Here is a 19666-nt window from a genome sequence, read left to right as displayed (position 1 = left end):
ATACCGTTCTTTTCGAGTAACTGGCTGATTTGCGCTCATTCTGCGGGATTTTTACCGTTCTTTTCTTATAACTAGCTGGTTTGCTCTCATTCTACGGGATTTTTACCGCTCTTTTCGAGTAACTAGCTGATTTGCGCTCATTCTGCGGGATTTTTGCCGTTCTTTTCGAGTAACTGGCCGTTTTGTGCTCATTCTACGGGATTTTTACCGTTCTTTTCGAGTAACTGGCTGGTTTGCTCTCATTCTACGGGATTTTTGCCGTTCTTTTCGAGTAACTGAACGCTTTGCGCCCAATCTACGGGATTTTTGCCGCTCTTTTCGAGTAACTGGCTGGTTTGTGCTCATTCTACGGGATTTATACCGTTCTTTTCGCACATCGAGCCCCATTCGACGCACTCTAAGGCACTTTTGCCTCTCTTTTCGCCAGACGAGCCCCATTCGTCACATTCTAAGGCACTTTTGACTTTCTTTTCGAACAACGAGCCTGATTCGGCACTTTCTAAGGCACTTTTGCCTTTCTTTTCGACCAACGAGCCTCATCTAGCGCTTTCTAGTACACTTTTGACTCTCTTTTCCCACCATAGTGCCGACTTTCACCGTTTGAGCGAAACGTTCATTTATAGTTAGTGGCTAAATAAGTTACTGTTCTGCAACTAGCATTCAATTCAGCCTTTCACCAATCAGAGTTGATCACAAACGAGTGAAATCACCTCACCTCTACCTCTTCTACCTATCTATTAATTACCCACTTTCGCCTTCTGCCGCTGGGTGCCAGTGTTTTGACGTTTAGCTCTGGCTTCGAAAGGGCTGGAGTCTGCCAGCTTTCGGTACAGATTTTTCTCCGCTTCGCTGGTGGGTTCAGGGATAACAATCTCAATACCAAATAAAATATCGCCGTTCGCACCATTCTCACGTTTTAAGCCCTTGCCGGGGATGCGTAGCGTTTTACCGCTCTGAATTCCTGCTGGAATCTTCAATTTCACGGCGCCGCCACCCGGTAATGGAACCTTCACTTCTCCGCCCAATACCGCTTGCCAAGAAGCAATTTCAACCATGCCATATAAGTCACCATCGCGAATCTCATAAATATCATGAGGAAGAATATGAAGTGCCAGCAGCACGTCGCCACCCGGAGTGTTTCCCGCGATTTTAATAATTGTACCCTCATAGGATCTAGGCGGAATGTTCACATCCACCGTTTTGTCGCTGACCTGTACTCTTACAGTGGCGCCCTTATAAGCCTGCTCCAAGGTAATATCCAGCTGCGCCTGCATAGTACTGCGGGCCTCGCCCCACGGATTGCCATTCGCACGCCCCGTTCCACTTCCCGAGAAAAAATCAAAGCCAGCCCGATCCGCCGAGCCCCGATTTCCAAAAAACATCCCGAATAAATCTTCCTCCGAAATACCAGAACCTCCCGTTGAATAAGTCCCACCGTTCCAGCTTCCACTTCCACTTCCACCAAATTTTGAATCCCAAGAAGAGGCTCCACTCGCCGCCCCTCCACTAGCTCTGCCACGTTGAGCTCCATAAAGCAGCTCTTCATCATAGAGTTTTCGTTTATCCTCATTACCAAGCACTTCATAGGCTTCAGCCGCTTCTTTGAATTTCGCCTCTGCCTCAGGGGCTTTGTTAACATCGGGATGCCACTTCTTGGCAAGCTTCTGATAAGCCTTTTTAATTTCCTGTTTAGTAGCTTTTTTGCTCACACCCAAAGCATCATAATAGCTTTTACTAGCCACTCGCGCTTCCTCCTTTCCATCCCTATTCTCATATTGACCACCATTGCACTCCGAGAAAAGACGCACCATAGCCGGAATCCTCCACTACAATGCGCCTTCTATTCATAACACTATATTAAAAGCCCGCTGCCATCTCTAAAAGGCTGAGCGGAAGTCCATTCCGCTTAATTTATGCTTATTCAGACTGCGAACCGGTAGAATTAGAATCTCCGTCTTGAATCTCGATGCGTTTACCTTGCATTTTTTGCCGTTTGGGAACTTCCAGCTTCAGCACTCCATCTTTCAAAGACGCGCGAATTTCTTCCTCGGCAATATCTTGAACATAGAATCTGCGCACATATTCACCATATCGACGTTCTCTGCGTACAATCTGATGTTCATTGTTCTCCTCGGCATTTTCTTCCTTACGTACCGCTTTAATCGTCAAATAAGGACTGGCATAATCAATGTCGATTTCTTCTTTTTTCAAACCAGGAAGTTCAGCTTCAATCAGGTAAGCCTGCTCACTCTCACGAATATCTGTTCTGAACGACATCGCGGAACTCTTAATCGGTGCAAAAAAATCATCATTAAAAACATCATTCAAAGACTTAGCCAGCATACCAAAAGCATCATCTCTCCGTTTACCAAAAGGAACCATATCAAACATTATCCATTCTCCTCTCATTGACTTTGACTTTATTTGACCTATGACCTTATTATAGTCCCCTAACTGAGGAATAACAAAACCGATTTAAGCCGATTATCGCTCAAATTCAGGCGAATTAACTGATTTCACACGAGAAAATTAGTTCTTTTTATTTATTTGACCAATTTTGACCTTTGTTTGATCTTTCGTAAATGACACCTATATAATCATGACCCAACTTGCAGTACGATTATTATATGTTCAGACCTTCCGTTCAATACAAGCCATTAGCTTCTAATCATCTCCACGCCAGCTTTTAAACGGAGTTTCCTTACGAGCTATCAAAATTTAACGATTTAAAGATGAAACCTGCAGAAGTGATATAATGAAAGACAAATAAAGACCATTTTCGTTACAGGAGACCAATTGTATGCAACCAACCTATGCTATGGATGATACGCAGTGGAGTAAGCTCATCCAAAATGTCGCCTATTATTTCGATGATCTTACCCTCAAGCGAGGGTTCCAATATTATAAACAAAATCGAGTGCAGCCGTTTACCATGACGGAGCCTCGTAAGATTAACGCTCTAGTTGAAGGTAGAGAGGATTACCGCGTCACCATTGATCTCGACGGCTTCACCAATTGTCATTGTAATTGTCCAGTATCAGGTCATTGCAAACATATGGCTGCTGTGCTGCTGAATTATGCCGAACAACAGAATAGATCTGTACAGGTTCTGGCCAACGCTAAAGCTGCATCCTTTTTGCCCAAAATATCAAGCACAGCAACAAATGCCTCTATTGGAGCCGATGCAACTCGTCAGCAGCAAATGAAAGAGATGGCCAACCGCATTGCTGGCGGAAAAATCACGGAGTGGCGGGAGTATTTTGAATTCTGTGTCTCCCCTCTAGCCCATACCACCCGAAATCCTGAATATGTGAGTCGGGCCTTGTCTGCAATCAATAAATTCAAACCGAAAATGCTTCCGGAAACGGAGAAGCTATTCACTCTGCATGCTCATCTTTTTCTGTTGGAAAAGCTTGCTAAGCCTTCTGCGCAATCCGTCGGTCAGGCCGCTTACGCCCCTTCTCTTGGTTATTACACACAGGTAGCGGTCTCAGAGCTACAGGAAGTAATCACAGGTCTTTTAAAAAAGACACTTCCGCTGTCCCCCGAGCAAGAGCAGGATCTATGGCCATACGTCATCGATACTTTATCTTATCTGCGGCGCGAGATGTTGATGGAGTCACGGGATCGCTCACGGGATCAACCCTCTTTTTCTCTTAGCTATGATCTGCTGTGGAGAAATTGGATTTATCCGAATATAGGTGGAACTAAGCTTTACCTGAATGAAATCGAACAGCTGCAGCAAGCAGAAGGTGAATTAGGTGCTTCCCTTTCACAACATGCGTGGCTGTTAGCTCAGAGCCGTATGTATTACTATCTGATGGATGACCAGAAGGCTTGGGACTTATTGAATAAAGCGGCCGAGCGCCCGGGTCTCCATCCCGATGAGCTCATGAGCTTCACCTTTCCGCTGCTGGCTGCAGGGGACTGGTCCCGTTTGGTGGGTTGGCTTGCTCAAATCGGTCCACTGCTGAGCAGCAGACTCTATAATCTCAATAGCTATTCAACCAGTTGGGAAGAAGCTGTTCGCCACCTGCCTGAAGCTGAGCCGCAAATGTGGGATACACTAGCCACCATGTTACCTATCTCTGGCGAAGTCTATGAAGAGAAGCTAATCACCTATGAGAAATGGCAGACCTGGATGGATTATCAGCTGTCCATCGGTAAACAGCCCTCCGAATTTCGTGTCAAAGACCTCCAACCGGTGGAAAAGAATGCGCCTGAGGTTCTGCTGCCCTTTTACCATCAGGCCGCCGAAAGATTTGTGCTGGATAAGAACAGACATAGCTACAAAGCGGCTGTGAAATTATTGAAACGATTATCCAAGCTGTATAAAAAGCTGAAACAAGAAGAACGCTGGGAAGAGTTCCTCACTGCCTTCGCCATTAGGCATAGCAGGCTCCGTGCGCTGCAAGAGGAGCTTCGGAAAGGAAAGCTAATACCATGAACATGCATTTACGCACGCTGACCATCCGGCTTGCATTAAGCCAGTATGGCGATGCTTTAATATTTGGAATGAATGAGCGCGAAGATCTCGTGCCGGGCTTGCAGCTTAAGCAGCGGCTTTTCGCCTGGCATGAAGCGTCTTTTTATGGTACGGAGTTAACCGTGCAGCCAGCTGGCGAAGGCGTGGAGCTAGTGATTCTTCCTGCTGAGCAGGTCATCCCCTTCTTTGCCGAGCAGAAGCTTCTGGCGCATATCGAATGGAGCTGGGAGGGCGATGCCGCCCAGCTCACAGAACTGGCGCCACTTTTGGCAATATGTCTGGAGCACAAACAGTATATTCCCGACATCTCAGCCTACCGCGCCGGGAGGCTGCAATGGACTTGGGACGAAGGGGCTCTTGCGCAGGTGGCAGTGGACAGTGACACTGCTAAGGGAGCCCTTGAGGCGCTAAATGGCGGCAGCGAATTTAGCCGCGGATTACGTGCGGCGTTCTCTGCCGCCGTATCGCAGCGCTATTACAGCACGGAGGCCGAGGCCGGCGACCTCCGCAGCGAATTCCCGCTTCTCTTCGATAGAAGCGGAGCACTTGCAGCGGGCATGGATACCGCCGCGTGGCTTATCGCCATTGGCTGGAAGGCGGACACCGCGCCTTTCCGGCCCGCTCTACAGCTGCTGGAGCCCGATGAGGATGAATCCTATTGGCGGCTGCAGCTGATCCTTCAGGACAAGCGCGATGAATCCGCGCTTGTTCCCATCAGGCTCGCCGATAACGGCGAGCCGTACGGCTTGTGGCCGGCCGCGTGGTCGGCTCACGTGCATGAACGGGCCGCGGGATGGCTGGAGGGCCTCCGCGGCAGTCTGCCGCCCGAGCGCTTCGCGGCGGGCGGCGATGTGCTGGCCGAGCCGCTCAGCGATGCCATCGCCTGGCGGTTCTTGACGGCCGAGAGCCAGCGGCTGCTGGAAGCAGGCTGGCAAGTGCTGCTGCCGGCGTGGTGGGAAGCCGCCAGCCGGAAAAAGCCGCGCCTGCGCGCAAAGATCAGCTCCGGCGAAGACAAACGCAGCGGCGGTGAGTCGCTGTTCGGTCTCGATTCGATCATCGATTTCGATTGGCGAATCTCCATCGGCGACGCGGATCTCACTGAGGCCGAATTTGCCGAGCTGGTCGCAAGAGGGGAGCGGCTCGTCCGCTTCAAGGGCAAATGGGTCTCACTCGATCCGGCTCTGCTGGCGCAGATCCAAAGAGCCATGGCGGGAATGGACAAGTCGCAAGGCTTGTCCTTCCAAGACGTGCTTCAGCTCCATTTGCTAGGAGCAGGTGAAGAGGCAGACGCTGAAGCTACGGAAGAGCAGCTGCAAGAGGATGCCGCGCGTCTGCGTCTGGAGGTAGAGCTGAACGAGCATTTGATCAGCCTTATCGGTCAGCTGGGCCAGCGCTCAGAATGGCCTAAGCCGCCCGTACCTGCAAGCCTTAAGGCGGAGCTGCGCACCTATCAGCATGAAGGATTCGCTTGGCTGACCTTTCTGCGCCGCTTTGGGCTGGGGGCCTGCCTAGCCGATGATATGGGACTAGGCAAAACAGTACAGCTCATCGCCTATCTGCTACACATCCAAGAGAACACGGATGCAAGCTCAGCCCGGCGGCAGACCGACCCACCAGGTTGGCCTTCATTGATCATCTGCCCGACCTCCGTGTTAGGCAATTGGCAGAAGGAGCTGCAACGCTTCGCGCCTTCGTTGAATGTTATGCTTCATTACGGAAGCCGCCGTCTGGACGCAGGATTCTTCTATGGCGCAGCTTCGCAAGCCGATGTGGTACTCACCTCTTATGCGACTGCCGCGCTTGACCAGGAGCTGCTGAAGGAATTCACTTGGGCGACGATCTGCCTGGATGAAGCTCAAAATATTAAAAATGCCCAAACCAAACAATCCGCTGCTGTACGTAGTTTTCCAGCACTACACCGGGTTGCCTTAACAGGGACGCCTATAGAGAACAGATTATCCGAGCTGTGGTCCATTTATGATTTTATAACCCCAGGTTATCTGGGCAGCGCCAAGTCTTTTAATGACCGATTCACGAATGCTATTGAGAAGGAACACGACGCGAAACGTACAGCGGACCTACAAAATCTAGTGAAACCTTTCATGCTGCGCCGCAAGAAAAAAGACCCTAATATACAGCTCGATCTACCTGATAAAAACGAAATGAAAACCTATGTTCATCTGACTGCCGAGCAAGCAGCGCTTTACGATCAGACCGTAAATGGACTCTTGGAACGGATGAAGAAGCTGGAAGGCATTGAGCGCAAAGGGGCAATTCTTGGAGCTCTGACCGGGCTTAAGCAGCTATGCGATCACCCGATGCTTGTAACAAAAGAGGCTATCCCTGAACTGGATACGGACAACAAGCTGGATACCAGCTTTCTTATTAACCGTTCCTCCAAACTCGAAAGACTGCTGGATATGGTCAAGGAGCTGCGCGCGGAAGACGAGCGCTGCCTGATTTTTACTCAATATGTGGGTATGGGAAAAATGCTTCAGGCGGTTCTCCAGCAGGAGCTGGGCGAACCTGTCCTTTATTTGAACGGAAGCACCTCCAAACAGGCGCGCGACCGTATGATCGAGCGGTTTCAGACACCAGCCCCTGCTGCGGAAGATGGGTCTACACGTCCAGACGCACCGCCGTCTGATCAGCCGAATGTATTCATCCTTTCACTCAAAGCTGGGGGAGTTGGCCTGAACTTAACTGCAGCCAATCACGTATTCCACTTCGACCGCTGGTGGAATCCAGCGGTGGAGAATCAGGCAACTGACCGCGCTTACCGCATGGGCCAGACTCGTGATGTCCAGGTGCATAAGTTCATCGTCCTGGGTACACTCGAAGAACGGATTGATGAAATGCTGGAGAATAAGCAGCAGCTCAGCGACAATGTGATCTCCAGCTCAGAAGGCTGGATTACCGAGCTGTCCACTGAGGCTCTGAAAGATCTCTTTACCTTGCGTAGAGACTTAAATGACTAGCAAAAGGAACATTCGCGTAGATGCGAATGTTCCTTTTTCACAAGAATAATTACCATTGCTCGGACATTTTAAAGGTGACTGCGAGATCATCCCCGCCCGAGAGGGAGTTTACCACCAATGTGACAGGTTCATCATGGAACTCGTATGAGAGTCGCTCATTAAGCAAATTGACCGCCAGATTCGCATACGCACCAGAAATCCCTGATCCTGTACCTTGCATAATAACTTTTCCACCCGTGACCGTAGTGCAGGTATAGTTCACTAGCAGTGCCGTGTCCGTGGCAGGAATATTCGTAGTCGGTGTAGGATAACTCTCGAAGGTCCCATCAAGTGTCCCGCCTGCAACGATCATATAGCGCACTGGTCTTTTGGACATAACATCTAAAGCTGCCGGTCGAATCTCAGCCGCAAGACCTTGTGGAATAGCAAAGCCGGGACGCCTCATAAAGCTGATTGCTGCGAAGTCAGTCGATGTAACAGACACGTTATCACGTATTTCCGAAGTTATCCGGCTCACTTGAAACACTTCAAGATCAACGGCGGTCCATACACCGTCCACATCAACAAGAAAAACCTGAATCTTCATCTGCTCCTGCGAATATACAAAATTAAATTGGAATAAATCCTCTACCATGACATAGGTCTTGCTTAAGGTCTCCTGATATTGCAGCTCAAATAACTCTTCAACAAAAATGGCCTGGGGACTGACACTATTGGATAAGCCCGTAATATAACAAAACGCGCCAGCCGATCCATTGTTAACAACTTTGATCACTACTTGATCTATTGGCCGAGTACCGTCGACAGGTAAATTAATAATGGTGTTTGTGGACAGAACAGGCAATGTCATCACACCTCCTATATATCAATTCATATATGATATGTAAACATTGTTTAGAATTATTGGATGTAATTAAAATACAAGAGATGTTCCAGAGCCTAAATAGAGATTTGCCACTAAATAACGAATGTGGTAAACTCGACTTAACTTTTTATGAACGGAGGGTTACGTGTGATAGACTTTATCCGAGTTAGAACTTTGCGCGGCTAATTGAATAGCGCTAAAGCTCTGCCCATGTGCAGAGGACTCAGGATTGGTCTACCCATTTTTAAAGGTAACCCGATAATTTAACAACAGCGTGTAGGGAGGATTCTCTTCACCTCCATTCCTTTAAGAATTGAACATCCATAGAAGCCGATTAGCCAACTGCTGCTCGCAAGGGATCAAAGTGCCTCTTCCCTGCGACTGGACTGTTGTTTAATTCATTCTACCTATGGAAGGCCCTAACTCTGACGTCCTCTAACGAACCGTAAGCACAGGCAGATTGCCTGTGTTTTTTTGCGTTTATTATTTACTATTGGAGGATGAATAAATATATGGAACAAATACGAGAAAAAGCAATTATAGTCGGTGTCCAGCTTCAGAACGAAACGAATTTCGCCTATTCGATGGAAGAGCTGAGCAATCTGGCAGCTGCCTGTGACCTTGAAGTCGTAGGAGAGCTTAGTCAAAAGGCAAGTCGAATTAACCCCTCCCATTATATCGGGACAGGTAAAATCGAGGAATTATCGGCACTTTTAGAAGCACACGATGCTCCTATTGTTATTTTTAACGACGAACTGTCACCTTCACAGATCCGCAATTTGGAGTCCGCACTGGACCGTCAGGTCATTGACCGGACCATTCTAATCTTGAATATTTTTGCGGAAAGAGCGAAGACCAAGGAAGCACAGCTGCAAGTTGAAGTAGCCAAGCTGCAATATATGCTGCCGCGCCTCACAGGTCTTCGTGAGTCGCTGGGCAGACAAGGTGGCGGAGCTGGACTTAAAAACAGAGGTGCGGGTGAAACCAAGCTAGAGCTGGACCGCAGAAGAATTGAAGAGCGGATCACTGCTTTACAGGTTGAACTGCAGCAACAAGTAGCAAGACGTCAAATCCAGCGGAAACAACGGCATAAAAATGAAGTTCCCGTCGTCTGCCTTGTAGGCTATACGAACACCGGAAAGTCCAGCTTAATGAATGTCATGGTAGAGACTTACCATCCAGGTTCCAATAAACAAGTATTCGCCAAGGATATGCTGTTCGCTACACTAGAGACATCGGTTCGCAGCATTGAGCTGCCTGATCACAAAACCTTTTTATTAACAGATACTGTCGGATTCGTCAGCCAGCTTCCCCATCATCTGGTCAAAGCGTTCCGCTCCACTCTTGAAGAGGTTACCGAAGCGGACTTATTGATTCACGTAGTCGATATTTCCGATCCGCAGCATCAACAGCATATGGCGGTTACGGATGAGACGCTTAAAGCACTCGGCGCTGACCAGATTCCAACGATCTATGCCTATAATAAGGCTGATCTGACTGATTTGCCTTACCCGCAAATTGAAGGTGACAATGTCTACCTTTCCGCCAAGCAAAATAGTGGAATGGCTGAACTTATCGCTCTGATCCGCAGCCATGTTTTTACGGACTATGTCCAGTGTGAGATTCTGGTTCCATTTGATCGGGGTAATGTAGTCTCATATTTCAACGAACATGCCCATGTTCAATCTACTAGCTATGAAGAAACAGGCACACGCCTTGAGCTGGAATGCAGAAAATCTGATTTCGAGAAATTCCGCAACGATTTTATTGAGCTATAACAAATTAGAAACGAAGTGGTAGTCCTTAATTAAAAAAGAGGGATAGAGTTTTCAGAGTTATCTGAAGCTCTATCCCTTTCTTTTGTGAATAAAAAAATGAACAATACAAAAGAGCCCTCTCTTTGCATTGCTCAGTAAGTATACAATAGGCAGACGCTAGATCTTATAAATATAGTTTCTAGACCCTATTCTTGAACATACAGTGTATCGGAAGCTTCTATTGTTGGCTGCCGGTAAAACCGTTCCTGCAGATAACCGCTGTAAGTAATTAAAGTCTGGATGCACCGATTCATCCGTTAAATAGGCCGAGATATCACTCCCATATACTCTTTCCTGATTCAGAGAGTCTATGATGATCTCTCCAGTAGTAATCCCTATGCCATGGCCGTAGAACAGATCATTTTCAAGCTTAATTGCATTCTCGCCCTGCCATTCTGGCTTGCTCGGAGCATGATCGGGATTCTTGAAATATACAACGTCTCCCCGCTGCGTGTGGTCCTTGTTGTAGTTTGTGATTAAGCGTAAATTCTCGTCATAATTCCAGTCCCATAAGAACAAGTCCTTAAAATACTTATTAAAGACTCCTTCACCTATAGCTTCAATTGTCGCCCTATACAAAACAATAACCATGGCTGTCGCGCATTCGAAGGCATATAAATGTCCATTCCGAAAAATATCTTTAATCCCCACTGTGGGTTCCACGCCAGCGTTCAGCTGAAGTCCACCAATCTCCGTACGTGTCCAAAACAGCGGATTACAGCGGGAATCATCAAATGTTGCAAAATCCACTCCACTTTCATTTAAAGCTTCAGCCGATTCCACGATGCTTTCTCTCATTTTGCGCTCAAAGTCAAGGGCATCGGGTGAACGAACTTCCTTCACCATGCTTAGTCCCTCCAATGTTATAGGTTCTAAATATAGGTTATTGTACGTGTTCGTCACCGGGTTGGTGCTTAATTCTCATGATTCCCAGGCATCGACAAACCATTGGTTAAGCTGCCGTGTCTCTTCCGTCAAAATATCGAGGAAAATAGAAGTCCGATAACCCGTATCCTTCAAGCTTTTGCCCGTAATCTCTGCGATTCGGTTTAATCTATAAAGCAATGTATTAGTGTGTATATGTAAAAAAGCCGCGGATTCCTTTAAATTGCCGCTTAATGATAAATAGACAGCGATGGTTTTGAGAAAATCACTTTTATGCTCGCGATCATGTTCTTTTAGCGGATATAGCAACGGGCTTTTACGAATTCGACTGCGCTTTTGCTCCATAATAGCCGGTATATATGCCCAAAATCCAATCTCCTCGTACAATAGCAACTCTCGCCCATGAAAAGGCAGCAGCTTTTTGATCTCCACAATGGATACCGCTTCCCAATAGGCAATAGCCGCGGACATATATTCAGTGTAATCGAGACTACAGCCAGCAGCCAGTGCGCAGCCTTCACTCTTATACATATCCTCCATTGTTTTATGCAGGAATGAAGATAATCCACCCGCCCCCTCGATCACAAAGCTGAAGGAAAACAAAATAATCAGCCGATTATGCTCAGCCGTCAGAAATAATAATTGTAGACCGGAATAAGAAGCCATAACCTGCCGAAACCGGAGTATTAAATGATCATCGATTACCTTGTCACTCTCAAACACGCTAATATAATATTTTTCCGGCAAAAGAATGGACCAAAATTCCGCATCCTTTTTAATATTTGCTTCGTTGTCGTAGTGGGAGGTAATCAGCTTCCAGAAAAAATCCTCATGCGTTTTGTCCTGCTTCGTTTTCCAGCCTCGCTGCTTAAGTAAATAACGACCTACGATACCTGCCGCTTTCTCAACGATATTTTCGGCATGCCCTTCTACCAGGTTGCCTGTATCTACTACCCATATGTACCCGAGAATTTCCTTCTGATGTTTAATACAAATGGCCAGCCGGGGACCAAGTCCCACCTCCAGCACCGCAGGAATTCGAATGGGATGTGCCGCGCTCTCCAGCTGCTGCATAATCCCTTTTTTGCGCAAGCCAATAATCACAGCGTTAGGTACACGCTTCCCGATAATCGTTGAAATCCGCGCGGAGTCACTCTCAAATTCATGCGAGCTGTAGCCAATCACATGATGATTGCTGTCCTCGATGGTAACTTGAGACTGTAGCGATTCACTTATCGTATCCGCCAATGATTCCATACTGTCGAAAAAACGATCAAATAATGGATCTTTATCTGTCACTAGCTTCACTCCCACCTGAAGAATAACCAAATCCTGTACTCTAGAGTGATTTCATTATAGTATGCATCCCCCTAACTGACTATAAGATAAATAGCTGGTTTAGGTGAGGGACGAGATCGGCTAGTTGAGGAAGGTGTTTGGGACGGGGATGTTTGGTGGGGGTTTTGTTGGGGGTGGTGTGGGAAGTTTTGTGGGGAGTTTTGTCGGGTGTTTGGGAAGGTTTAATAGTTGTTGGTGTTTACCGAATGTTATAGATGGTTTTTAGGGAACATCGCCCGGAAATTCTGTGTTTTAATCATCACACGATCATAATTAGGGAAATCCTCCCTAATATTCTGCACTTTAAGCATCACACGATCATAATTGGGGAAATCCTCCCTGATTTTCTTCCGTTTTGCGTATAAACAGGCGTATTCCTCGTTTTTTAGGGAGGAATTCCCTAATAACAGCATTTATAAGCTATTTTCGCGTTTTTTTAGGGAGAATTTCCCTAAAGCATCTCTCCATCAAAGCCTTCACCATCGCAGAAGCAAAAACTAATCAAAACTAGCCTGTTCTAGCCAACTTCACTACATAATCTTTCCACCATCACACCACACGAGCAAACACCTAATGTATCTAATCACACTGAAACGCAATCTATTTACTTTAACACCGTACTGACAAACTTCCACCCGATCTCCTCCGCAAGAAACGCCAAACAGCAAGCTCCCCGCAGAGAGCTTGCTGTTTGGCTCATTCCATTATGGAACGTGTTTATTTTAGATCAATGTGAATGTCTGCTCCATGGCTTGCTCAACCGAATAAGGTGTCTCACCCAACGCTTCGGCAACAGCTTGGCAGGTGATTCTGCCATTGGCTACATTCACGCCGCTTCTTAGGCCGTCATTATCCTGAATCGCCTTGATCACACCTTTATTGGCAATTTGCAGGGCATATGGAACTGTAACATTTGTTAAGGCAATAGTTGAGGTCTTAGGAACAGCGCCCGGCATATTAGCCACGGAATAATGCAGCACGCCGTGTTTCACAAACACGGGATTATCATGTGTCGTCACTCTGTCGATGGTTTCTACAATGCCACCTTGGTCAATGGCCACGTCAACGATCACTGATCCCGGCTTCATAGTCTTAACCATTTCTTCAGTAACCAGCTTCGGTGCTTTGGCACCCGGAATTAACACGGCACCTACCAGCAGATCCGCTTCAGCCACTGCTTTGGCAATATTATAAGGGTTAGAGATCAACGTATTGATCTGTGCTCCAAAAATGTCATCTAATTGACGTAGTCTCTCCGCACTGAGGTCAACTATCGTAACATCTGCACCTAAGCCAATAGCCATTTTAGCTGCATTAGTACCTACTACACCGCCGCCAATAATACTCACTTTACCTCGGCTAACGCCAGGAACACCGGAAAGAAGAATACCTTGTCCGCCGTAGTTCTTTTGCAGGAACTGCGCTCCCAATTGGACGGACATCCGGCCAGCTACTTCACTCATCGGTGTTAACAGCGGCAAGGTGCGTCCATGAACAACCGTCTCATATCCGATCGCAAAGACACCTTTGTCTTTAAGCGCAGCAGCCAAGGCAGGCTCTGGAGCAAGATGAAGATACGTAAATAGAATAAGATCTGGACGGAAATAGGGGTACTCCGTTGCCAATGGTTCTTTTACCTTCATCACCATTTCAGCGGAGCTCCAGACTTTTGCTGCATCCTCAATCAGTTGTGCTCCGGCAGAGACATACTCTTCGTTAGGAAATCCACTGCCCACACCGGCTCCAGCTTCTACGAGCACTTGATGACCTTCAGTAATTAAACTAACTACACCCGCAGGGGTTATGGCAACACGATTTTCATTGTTTTTAATTTCTTTAGGTACTCCGATAATCATCATTCATCTCTCCCATCTAATGTAGATCCCTTATGTAAAGAATAATAACATATGATTAGCATTCCCATTTTGTTAAAAAATTAAAATATTATCTACCATGATTGTGTTTTTACACAAAGGATCTGACTTAACTGCCCATTAATCTTTAACCACTTTGGTACTCAACACAACCATCTTTATTATCTCATAAAAAAAGACACCCTATAGAGTGCCTTTTTGACGATTTTGTATGAAATTAAAGCGACTACCATATCGCATAATGTTATATTAAGTTACATGGACTATCTTGATAATAACAACATCACTGTTTCTAACACTACATTTACCCCTTTTTCGCAGTCTTCATAAGAGGTTAGTTCCTCTTCACAATGGCTTTTACCATTCACGCTAGGCACGAACACCATTGCGGATGGCAGAAAGCTGGCTACGAACTGTGCATCATGCCCTGCACCACTTGCGATCTTTCGACTGGAATAACCTAAGGTTTGAGCCGCTTGCTCCACCAAATCACACACATTCTGATCAAACCACACCGTATCTCGGCCCCAAAGCTTAGTTTTGCTTACTTCACAATCCAGCAGTTGCTCTGGCAAACCGTTAATAATGGCTTCCACTTCACGCACAATCTCCATATCTTTATGTCTGGCTTCAATGGTGAAAATCACTTTATTGGGAATGACGGTATGGATATTAGGAAGCACATTCATTCTGCCCATGGTATACACAAGCTCGGAATCGAGCGCCCCCAGCTTGCTCCGCAGCTCAATAATCAGGTCTGTGGCAGCAAACAAAGCATCTTTGCGCATCGCCATGGGGGTTGTGCCCGCATGATCGGATTCTCCCGTCACCTCAATCTCGTAACAGGCCATACCAACTACACAGTCAACCAGCCCAATCGCCAGCTCCTCTTTTTCAAGAACAGGCCCTTGCTCGATATGAAGCTCCAAATAAGCGGTGGCTTCGGTGATACGATTGCTCATCTCTCCCTTATATCCACTCTTCTCCAGCGCTTCACCAAAGCTAATGCCCGCTGGATCCTTTTTGTTCAACATAACACTTTTATCAAACTTTCCGGACAACACACCAGAGGCCATCATCGATGGCTCAAAACGTGCCCCCTCTTCATTCGTAAAATTCATAATCGTCACCGGAACCTTCGGCTTAATCCCGTGATCTACAAGCGTCCGCACAACCTCTAGACCCGCGATAACCCCTAGGACGCCATCGAATCTGCCCCCTTTTTTCACAGTATCCATATGCGAGCCAATCACAATCGGAGGCCCGGAAGTTTCGCCTGCCAATGTGGCATACATCGTCCCCATATCATCCATCTTCACAGACATTCCGAGCTCTTCACAACAGGCACGAAAATACTCCCGAACTTTAATATCCTCTTCGGCCAGCGATAATCGGGTCACGCCATTTTTATCTGTACGCCCATAATCGGCAAATGCCTCGATTGTATTCTTCAGTCTCTCACCGTTCACGAATATTTTTTGCAGCTGCATCCCAGATCCCTCCGCTTCGAACGTTTTGTTGGCTTTCTATCTATGTTAAACCAAACCATAATATTTTCATTTTACATATTGTAATAATTATTATTCACATGATGCTACAACGAGTAGAGCCAGCAATAAGTAAACTAAAGTAGTATATACAATCTTTTCATACGAGGGGTAAGCTTAAGATAGCTTATCGTCCCGTTTTACACAGGAAAGGAGCGAGCCCATGAATCTAAGCCTTGTGATCCCGGTATACAATATAGAGCAGTATATAACCCCTATATTCAATTCACTCCTTGACCAAAGCGATCCGCATTTCGAGGTCATCATCGTAGATGATGGTTCTACGGATAACACTTACAACGTTATAGAAAAGATTCTTTCGCGTAATCCCGGCCTTTTCTGTAAAGTCATTCGAACGGAGAATCATGGAGTAAGCGCGGCTAGAAATAGGGGTTTAGCTGAAGCCACAGGTAATTATGTTCTTTTTGTAGATGGAGATGATTATGTCTCCGCAGACTTGGTCTCAACCCTTCAGTCTTATACCCAAGATGAACAACCCGAGATTATTTGCTGGGGTTATAATCATGTCTCCGAAGGCAGAGAAACTCTATTGAGCTGTACCTCTGATTTCAGCGACGTGACGGGAAGTGAAGCACTGGCGCGGATTTTCGTGAACAAGAGCTTGCGAATATGGACAGGGAGTATCGCTTATAAGCGAGAATTCCTACTTCTCCACGAGCTAGGTTATACAGAACGCTGTGTGAATGGAGAGGATCAAGAGTTCATCTACAAAGCCTTGTCCAGAGCGGCCAGAGTCATCTCAATCCCGGATATACTATCATTTTATTTACAGAGAAACTCCTCCATCTCCAACAGCTATAACGTGAATAAATTTGATGTAGTGGATGCTTTTAAAAGGGTGGATGAATATTTCAAAACCTATCCCTTTGCTGAACTAGATACGATCTCCCCATTGTTAATGAACCGGGAGCTGATTGAGAACTACTTTTTCAACCTCAAAACCTGTCTAAATGGTACGGAAGGGGTAAGCATTCAGGAATTACTTCGTGACATCAACCATACCTATCCCAAGCTCAATCAAGAAATGGATGAACTCATAAGACGTTATAGAGGAGATAATCGCAGATTAACCCTTTATATCAGAACATTTTTAATCTCCCCGCTTCTATATCACAGATTCATCTCTGTGGAGAGAAGCTTATCCAGGTTCAAGCGAAACCTACTTAAAGGGAACGGAACCCGAAAGGAATCTAGAATATGAAAAAAATGCTGATATACGCCTATACTGAATTTAATCTGGGCGATGATCTATTCATTAAGGTGCTATGCGAAAGATATCCGGATACCAGATTCAGAATCTGCGCACCACGCCTCTATAAACTATGTTTCAAAGAGATCCCTAACCTCAAAGTGTATCCTTCCGATTCCCTTCTTCTAAGAGGCATTGGCTATATTTGCAGGAAGCTAAAGATACATAATGTGGCTCACAAATATCTGGCAGATCACTCAGATGGCGTCGTTCATATCGGCGGCTCGATTTTCATGGAGGCAGACCACTGGGCAGAGCATTTCAAGAATGCAGAAGTCATTCGTAATCAAAATAAGCCTTACTATCTGTTAGGATCTAATTTTGGCCCTTTTACAAATCAAGAATACTATGATGAGCACAAGCGGATTTTCAAGGATTATACAGATATATGTTTCAGAGAACAGTACTCTTATGATTTATTTAAGGATCTGGATAATGTCCGCTTAGCCCCAGATATTATTTTTCAGCTAGACCCGCCAGATATTCCAAACGAACCGGAGGATTACATCGTCTTATCCGTTATTAAGCCTTCTGCGAAAGGTCTGAACGGTTTTGACAACCTCTATTATGAAAAAATGAAAGAACTCGCAATTTATTTCATTGAAAAAGGTTACGCGGTTCATTTCATGTCATTTTGCGAACACGAAGGCGATCAACTGGCAATTGAAGAGATTCAGCGCCTTATCGGTCCCTCCTACAAGGATGCTATGCAAGTGCATTTATATAAAACGAACATGGAAGAAGTATTGTCCGTGTTAGCTAATGCCAGATCTATTGTGGCTTCAAGATTCCATGCAATGATTCTGGGCTGGGTATTTAATAAACCGGTATTCCCCGTAGCCTACAGCAAAAAAATGATCAATGTAATGAAAGATGTTGGGTTCACAGGTCTGTATGCCGATTTCAATACGCTGGAACAGGTCCAGCCTGCACAGATTTTTGAAAGTATGATCACCTGCTCTATGGATGTCACATTGCAAGCAAAACAAGCCGAAAGGCATTTCGAGCATCTAGATACGTATTTATCGCTTTACGAAAGGGGGATTCGTTATGAAAGCCAAGCGGAGCATTCTTAACTTATCCTTTGGACTGGGAAGTCAACTCATCACGATCATCCTCGGTTTTTTTATACCCAGACTGATAATGGTCAACTATGGCTCTGAGGCCAATGGGTTGATCGCTTCGATTGTGCAGATTATTAGTTATTTGGCGCTGCTGGAAGCAGGTGTTGGAGCGGCCTCGATCCAAGCGCTTTATAAGCCGGTAGCTTCGAATAATAAAAACAATATTAACTCTATTCTGGCTGCCACCTCCAGCTATTATAAAAAAACAGGCATTTACTATTTCTTCGCCGTACTGCTACTCGCCATCGTGTACCCGCTGGTGATCTCTTCTGAGATCGATAAATTATCGATTATGGTCATTATTTTGCTTACAGGGATGGGCGGAGCGATCAATTATTATTTTCAGGGAAAATTCAAGGTCCTGCTCGCTGCGGAGGGAAAAAGCTATGTAGAGACTTCTATTGTCACTGTAGCTAATATTATGAACAGCCTGATCCGGATTCTGTTATTACTGCAAGGTGTGGACATTATTGCCGTTCAAGCTTCCTATTTTATCTTAACCTTACTTCAAATTATCGCTTTCTATATTTATATGAATAAGAATTACAAGTGGATCAACCTGAATCTCAAACCAGACTATGAAGCTATTGGCCAAAAGAATTCCGTATTAGTCCATGAAATCTCCTACTTGGTGTTTAGAAATACGGACGTACTTATATTAACCATCTTTACGAATCTAAAAATCGTCAGTATCTATGTTATGTACAATATGATTTTTACGATCGTGGATAATATCGTCCAGACCATAAACGGAAGTGTGAAGGCTGCCCTCGGGCAAAGCTACCATGAGAGCAAAGAAGCATTTATTAAATTTTATGATGCTTACGAAGTGTATTTCATGGGGCTTATCTTCTCGATTCTAACGGTGGCTTACATTTTGATTTTACCCTTTATGAAATTGTATACCGCTGGGGTAAACGACGTGAATTACATTGATATGTGGCTGCCGATCCTGTTCGTAGTCATCAAATTATTAACCAATGCCAGAACGTCTTCCAATAATGTGATTACCATCGCTGGACATTTCAAAAAAACACAAAACCGTTCCATTCTGGAATCCGCCATTAATCTGGTGGCTTCTATTGTCTTCGTAATCTTCATGGGAATTTACGGTGTACTAATTGGAACGATAGCTGCCCTCTTATACCGCTCCATAGATATTGTAATCTATGCCAGCAAACATTTACTGGACCGCAGTCCTTGGGTCACTTTTAGAAGATGGCTCACGAATGCAGTAGTTTTTGTAGGCATTATTCTAATCACCACCGCCATCGACATCCCGATCCATTCCTATCTGGGGCTTATGATCTGGGGTGTACTTCTAGGATTTGTGATCTTGCCTGTATATTTCGTAATCGGCTCTTTAATGGAACGGGAAGTCTTCCTCTATACATGGGAACATCTCAAAAAGTATCGATATAAACTCAAAAATAAAATTAACGCTCAGCCTGAGGTAAGTGGTTTATCCAAATAACACAACAG

At 45.7% G+C, this 19666-nt stretch carries 13 protein-coding genes; 6 read left to right on the top strand and 7 right to left on the bottom strand.

Annotation, left to right across the window (positions count from 1 at the left end; genetic code table 11):
• Nucleotides 1-737: 737 nt before the first annotated feature.
• Nucleotides 738-1742 carry a DnaJ C-terminal domain-containing protein gene (locus tag NSQ50_RS01430; protein ID WP_179087765.1) on the bottom strand — a complete coding sequence of 335 codons (1005 nt, stop codon included), beginning with the start codon at nt 1740-1742 and terminating at the stop codon, nt 738-740.
• Between the two features lie 175 nt (nt 1743-1917).
• Complete coding sequence (locus NSQ50_RS01425; protein ID WP_076224521.1) at nt 1918-2391, bottom strand: Hsp20/alpha crystallin family protein; 474 nt, start codon at nt 2389-2391, stop codon at nt 1918-1920.
• Between the two features lie 409 nt (nt 2392-2800).
• On the opposite strand from NSQ50_RS01425, the gene NSQ50_RS01420 reads away from it, so the two are divergent.
• Both NSQ50_RS01420 and NSQ50_RS01415 read left to right on the top strand, forming a co-directional pair.
• Complete coding sequence (locus tag NSQ50_RS01420; protein WP_076224519.1) at nt 2801-4447, top strand: SWIM zinc finger family protein; 1647 nt, start codon at nt 2801-2803, stop codon at nt 4445-4447.
• Complete coding sequence (locus NSQ50_RS01415) at nt 4444-7464, top strand: DEAD/DEAH box helicase (protein WP_076224517.1); 3021 nt, start codon at nt 4444-4446, stop codon at nt 7462-7464. The genes NSQ50_RS01420 and NSQ50_RS01415 overlap by 4 nt, the downstream gene beginning before the upstream one ends.
• A gap of 49 nt (nt 7465-7513) precedes the next feature.
• Here the strand turns inward: NSQ50_RS01415 and NSQ50_RS01410 are convergent, their stop codons facing one another.
• Nucleotides 7514-8314, bottom strand: coding sequence for a hypothetical protein (locus NSQ50_RS01410; protein WP_076224515.1), 801 nt, complete (start codon nt 8312-8314; stop codon nt 7514-7516).
• A gap of 527 nt (nt 8315-8841) precedes the next feature.
• Here NSQ50_RS01410 and hflX point away from each other — a divergent pair.
• Entirely contained in the window at nt 8842-10107 is a 1266-nt protein-coding gene (gene hflX / locus NSQ50_RS01405; RefSeq protein WP_076147608.1) for a GTPase HflX, read from the top strand.
• A gap of 156 nt (nt 10108-10263) precedes the next feature.
• On the opposite strand, the gene NSQ50_RS01400 is transcribed toward hflX, so the two are convergent.
• The 4 genes from NSQ50_RS01400 to NSQ50_RS01385 all read right to left on the bottom strand — a co-directional run bounded on the left by NSQ50_RS01400 (nt 10264) and on the right by NSQ50_RS01385 (nt 15733).
• Entirely contained in the window at nt 10264-10992 is a 729-nt protein-coding gene (locus NSQ50_RS01400; RefSeq protein WP_076107334.1) for a protein-glutamine gamma-glutamyltransferase, read from the bottom strand.
• Between the two features lie 75 nt (nt 10993-11067).
• Nucleotides 11068-12330, bottom strand: a complete 1263-nt coding sequence (locus tag NSQ50_RS01395; protein WP_076224513.1) for a PucR family transcriptional regulator — start codon at nt 12328-12330, stop codon at nt 11068-11070.
• Nucleotides 12331-13091: 761 nt separating this feature from the next.
• A complete protein-coding gene (ald, locus tag NSQ50_RS01390) occupies nt 13092-14225 on the bottom strand; it encodes an alanine dehydrogenase (RefSeq protein WP_076101139.1) in 1134 nt (377 codons plus the stop codon).
• Nucleotides 14226-14506: 281 nt separating this feature from the next.
• Nucleotides 14507-15733 (bottom strand): Zn-dependent hydrolase, encoded by a 1227-nt coding sequence (locus NSQ50_RS01385; protein ID WP_076224511.1) that lies wholly within the window; start codon nt 15731-15733, stop codon nt 14507-14509.
• Between the two features lie 220 nt (nt 15734-15953).
• Here NSQ50_RS01385 and NSQ50_RS01380 point away from each other — a divergent pair, with 220 nt between their 5' ends.
• Genes NSQ50_RS01380 through NSQ50_RS01370 form a run of 3 tightly spaced genes read left to right on the top strand, consistent with a single transcriptional unit; the run spans nt 15954 to nt 19658 of the window.
• Nucleotides 15954-17012: a glycosyltransferase family 2 protein gene (locus tag NSQ50_RS01380; RefSeq protein WP_076101136.1), complete on the top strand. Its 1059-nt coding sequence runs from the start codon at nt 15954-15956 to the stop codon at nt 17010-17012.
• The gene (locus tag NSQ50_RS01375) at nt 17009-18136 is read left to right on the top strand and encodes a polysaccharide pyruvyl transferase family protein (protein WP_076141422.1); all 1128 of its coding nucleotides are present in this window, start codon (nt 17009-17011) and stop codon (nt 18134-18136) included. The genes NSQ50_RS01380 and NSQ50_RS01375 overlap by 4 nt, the downstream gene beginning before the upstream one ends.
• Nucleotides 18111-19658, top strand: coding sequence for a sugar isomerase (locus NSQ50_RS01370; RefSeq protein WP_076224509.1), 1548 nt, complete (start codon nt 18111-18113; stop codon nt 19656-19658). Before NSQ50_RS01375 ends, NSQ50_RS01370 begins: the two co-directional genes overlap by 26 nt.
• Nucleotides 19659-19666 lie beyond the last annotated feature (8 nt).

The sequence above is a fragment of the Paenibacillus sp. FSL R10-2788 genome (assembly GCF_038003885.1).
Lineage (GTDB): Bacteria > Bacillota > Bacilli > Paenibacillales > Paenibacillaceae > Paenibacillus_AQ > Paenibacillus_AQ odorifer.
The sequence above is the reverse complement of the archived record's forward strand: the minus strand, read 5'-3'. Positions and strand labels throughout refer to the sequence as shown.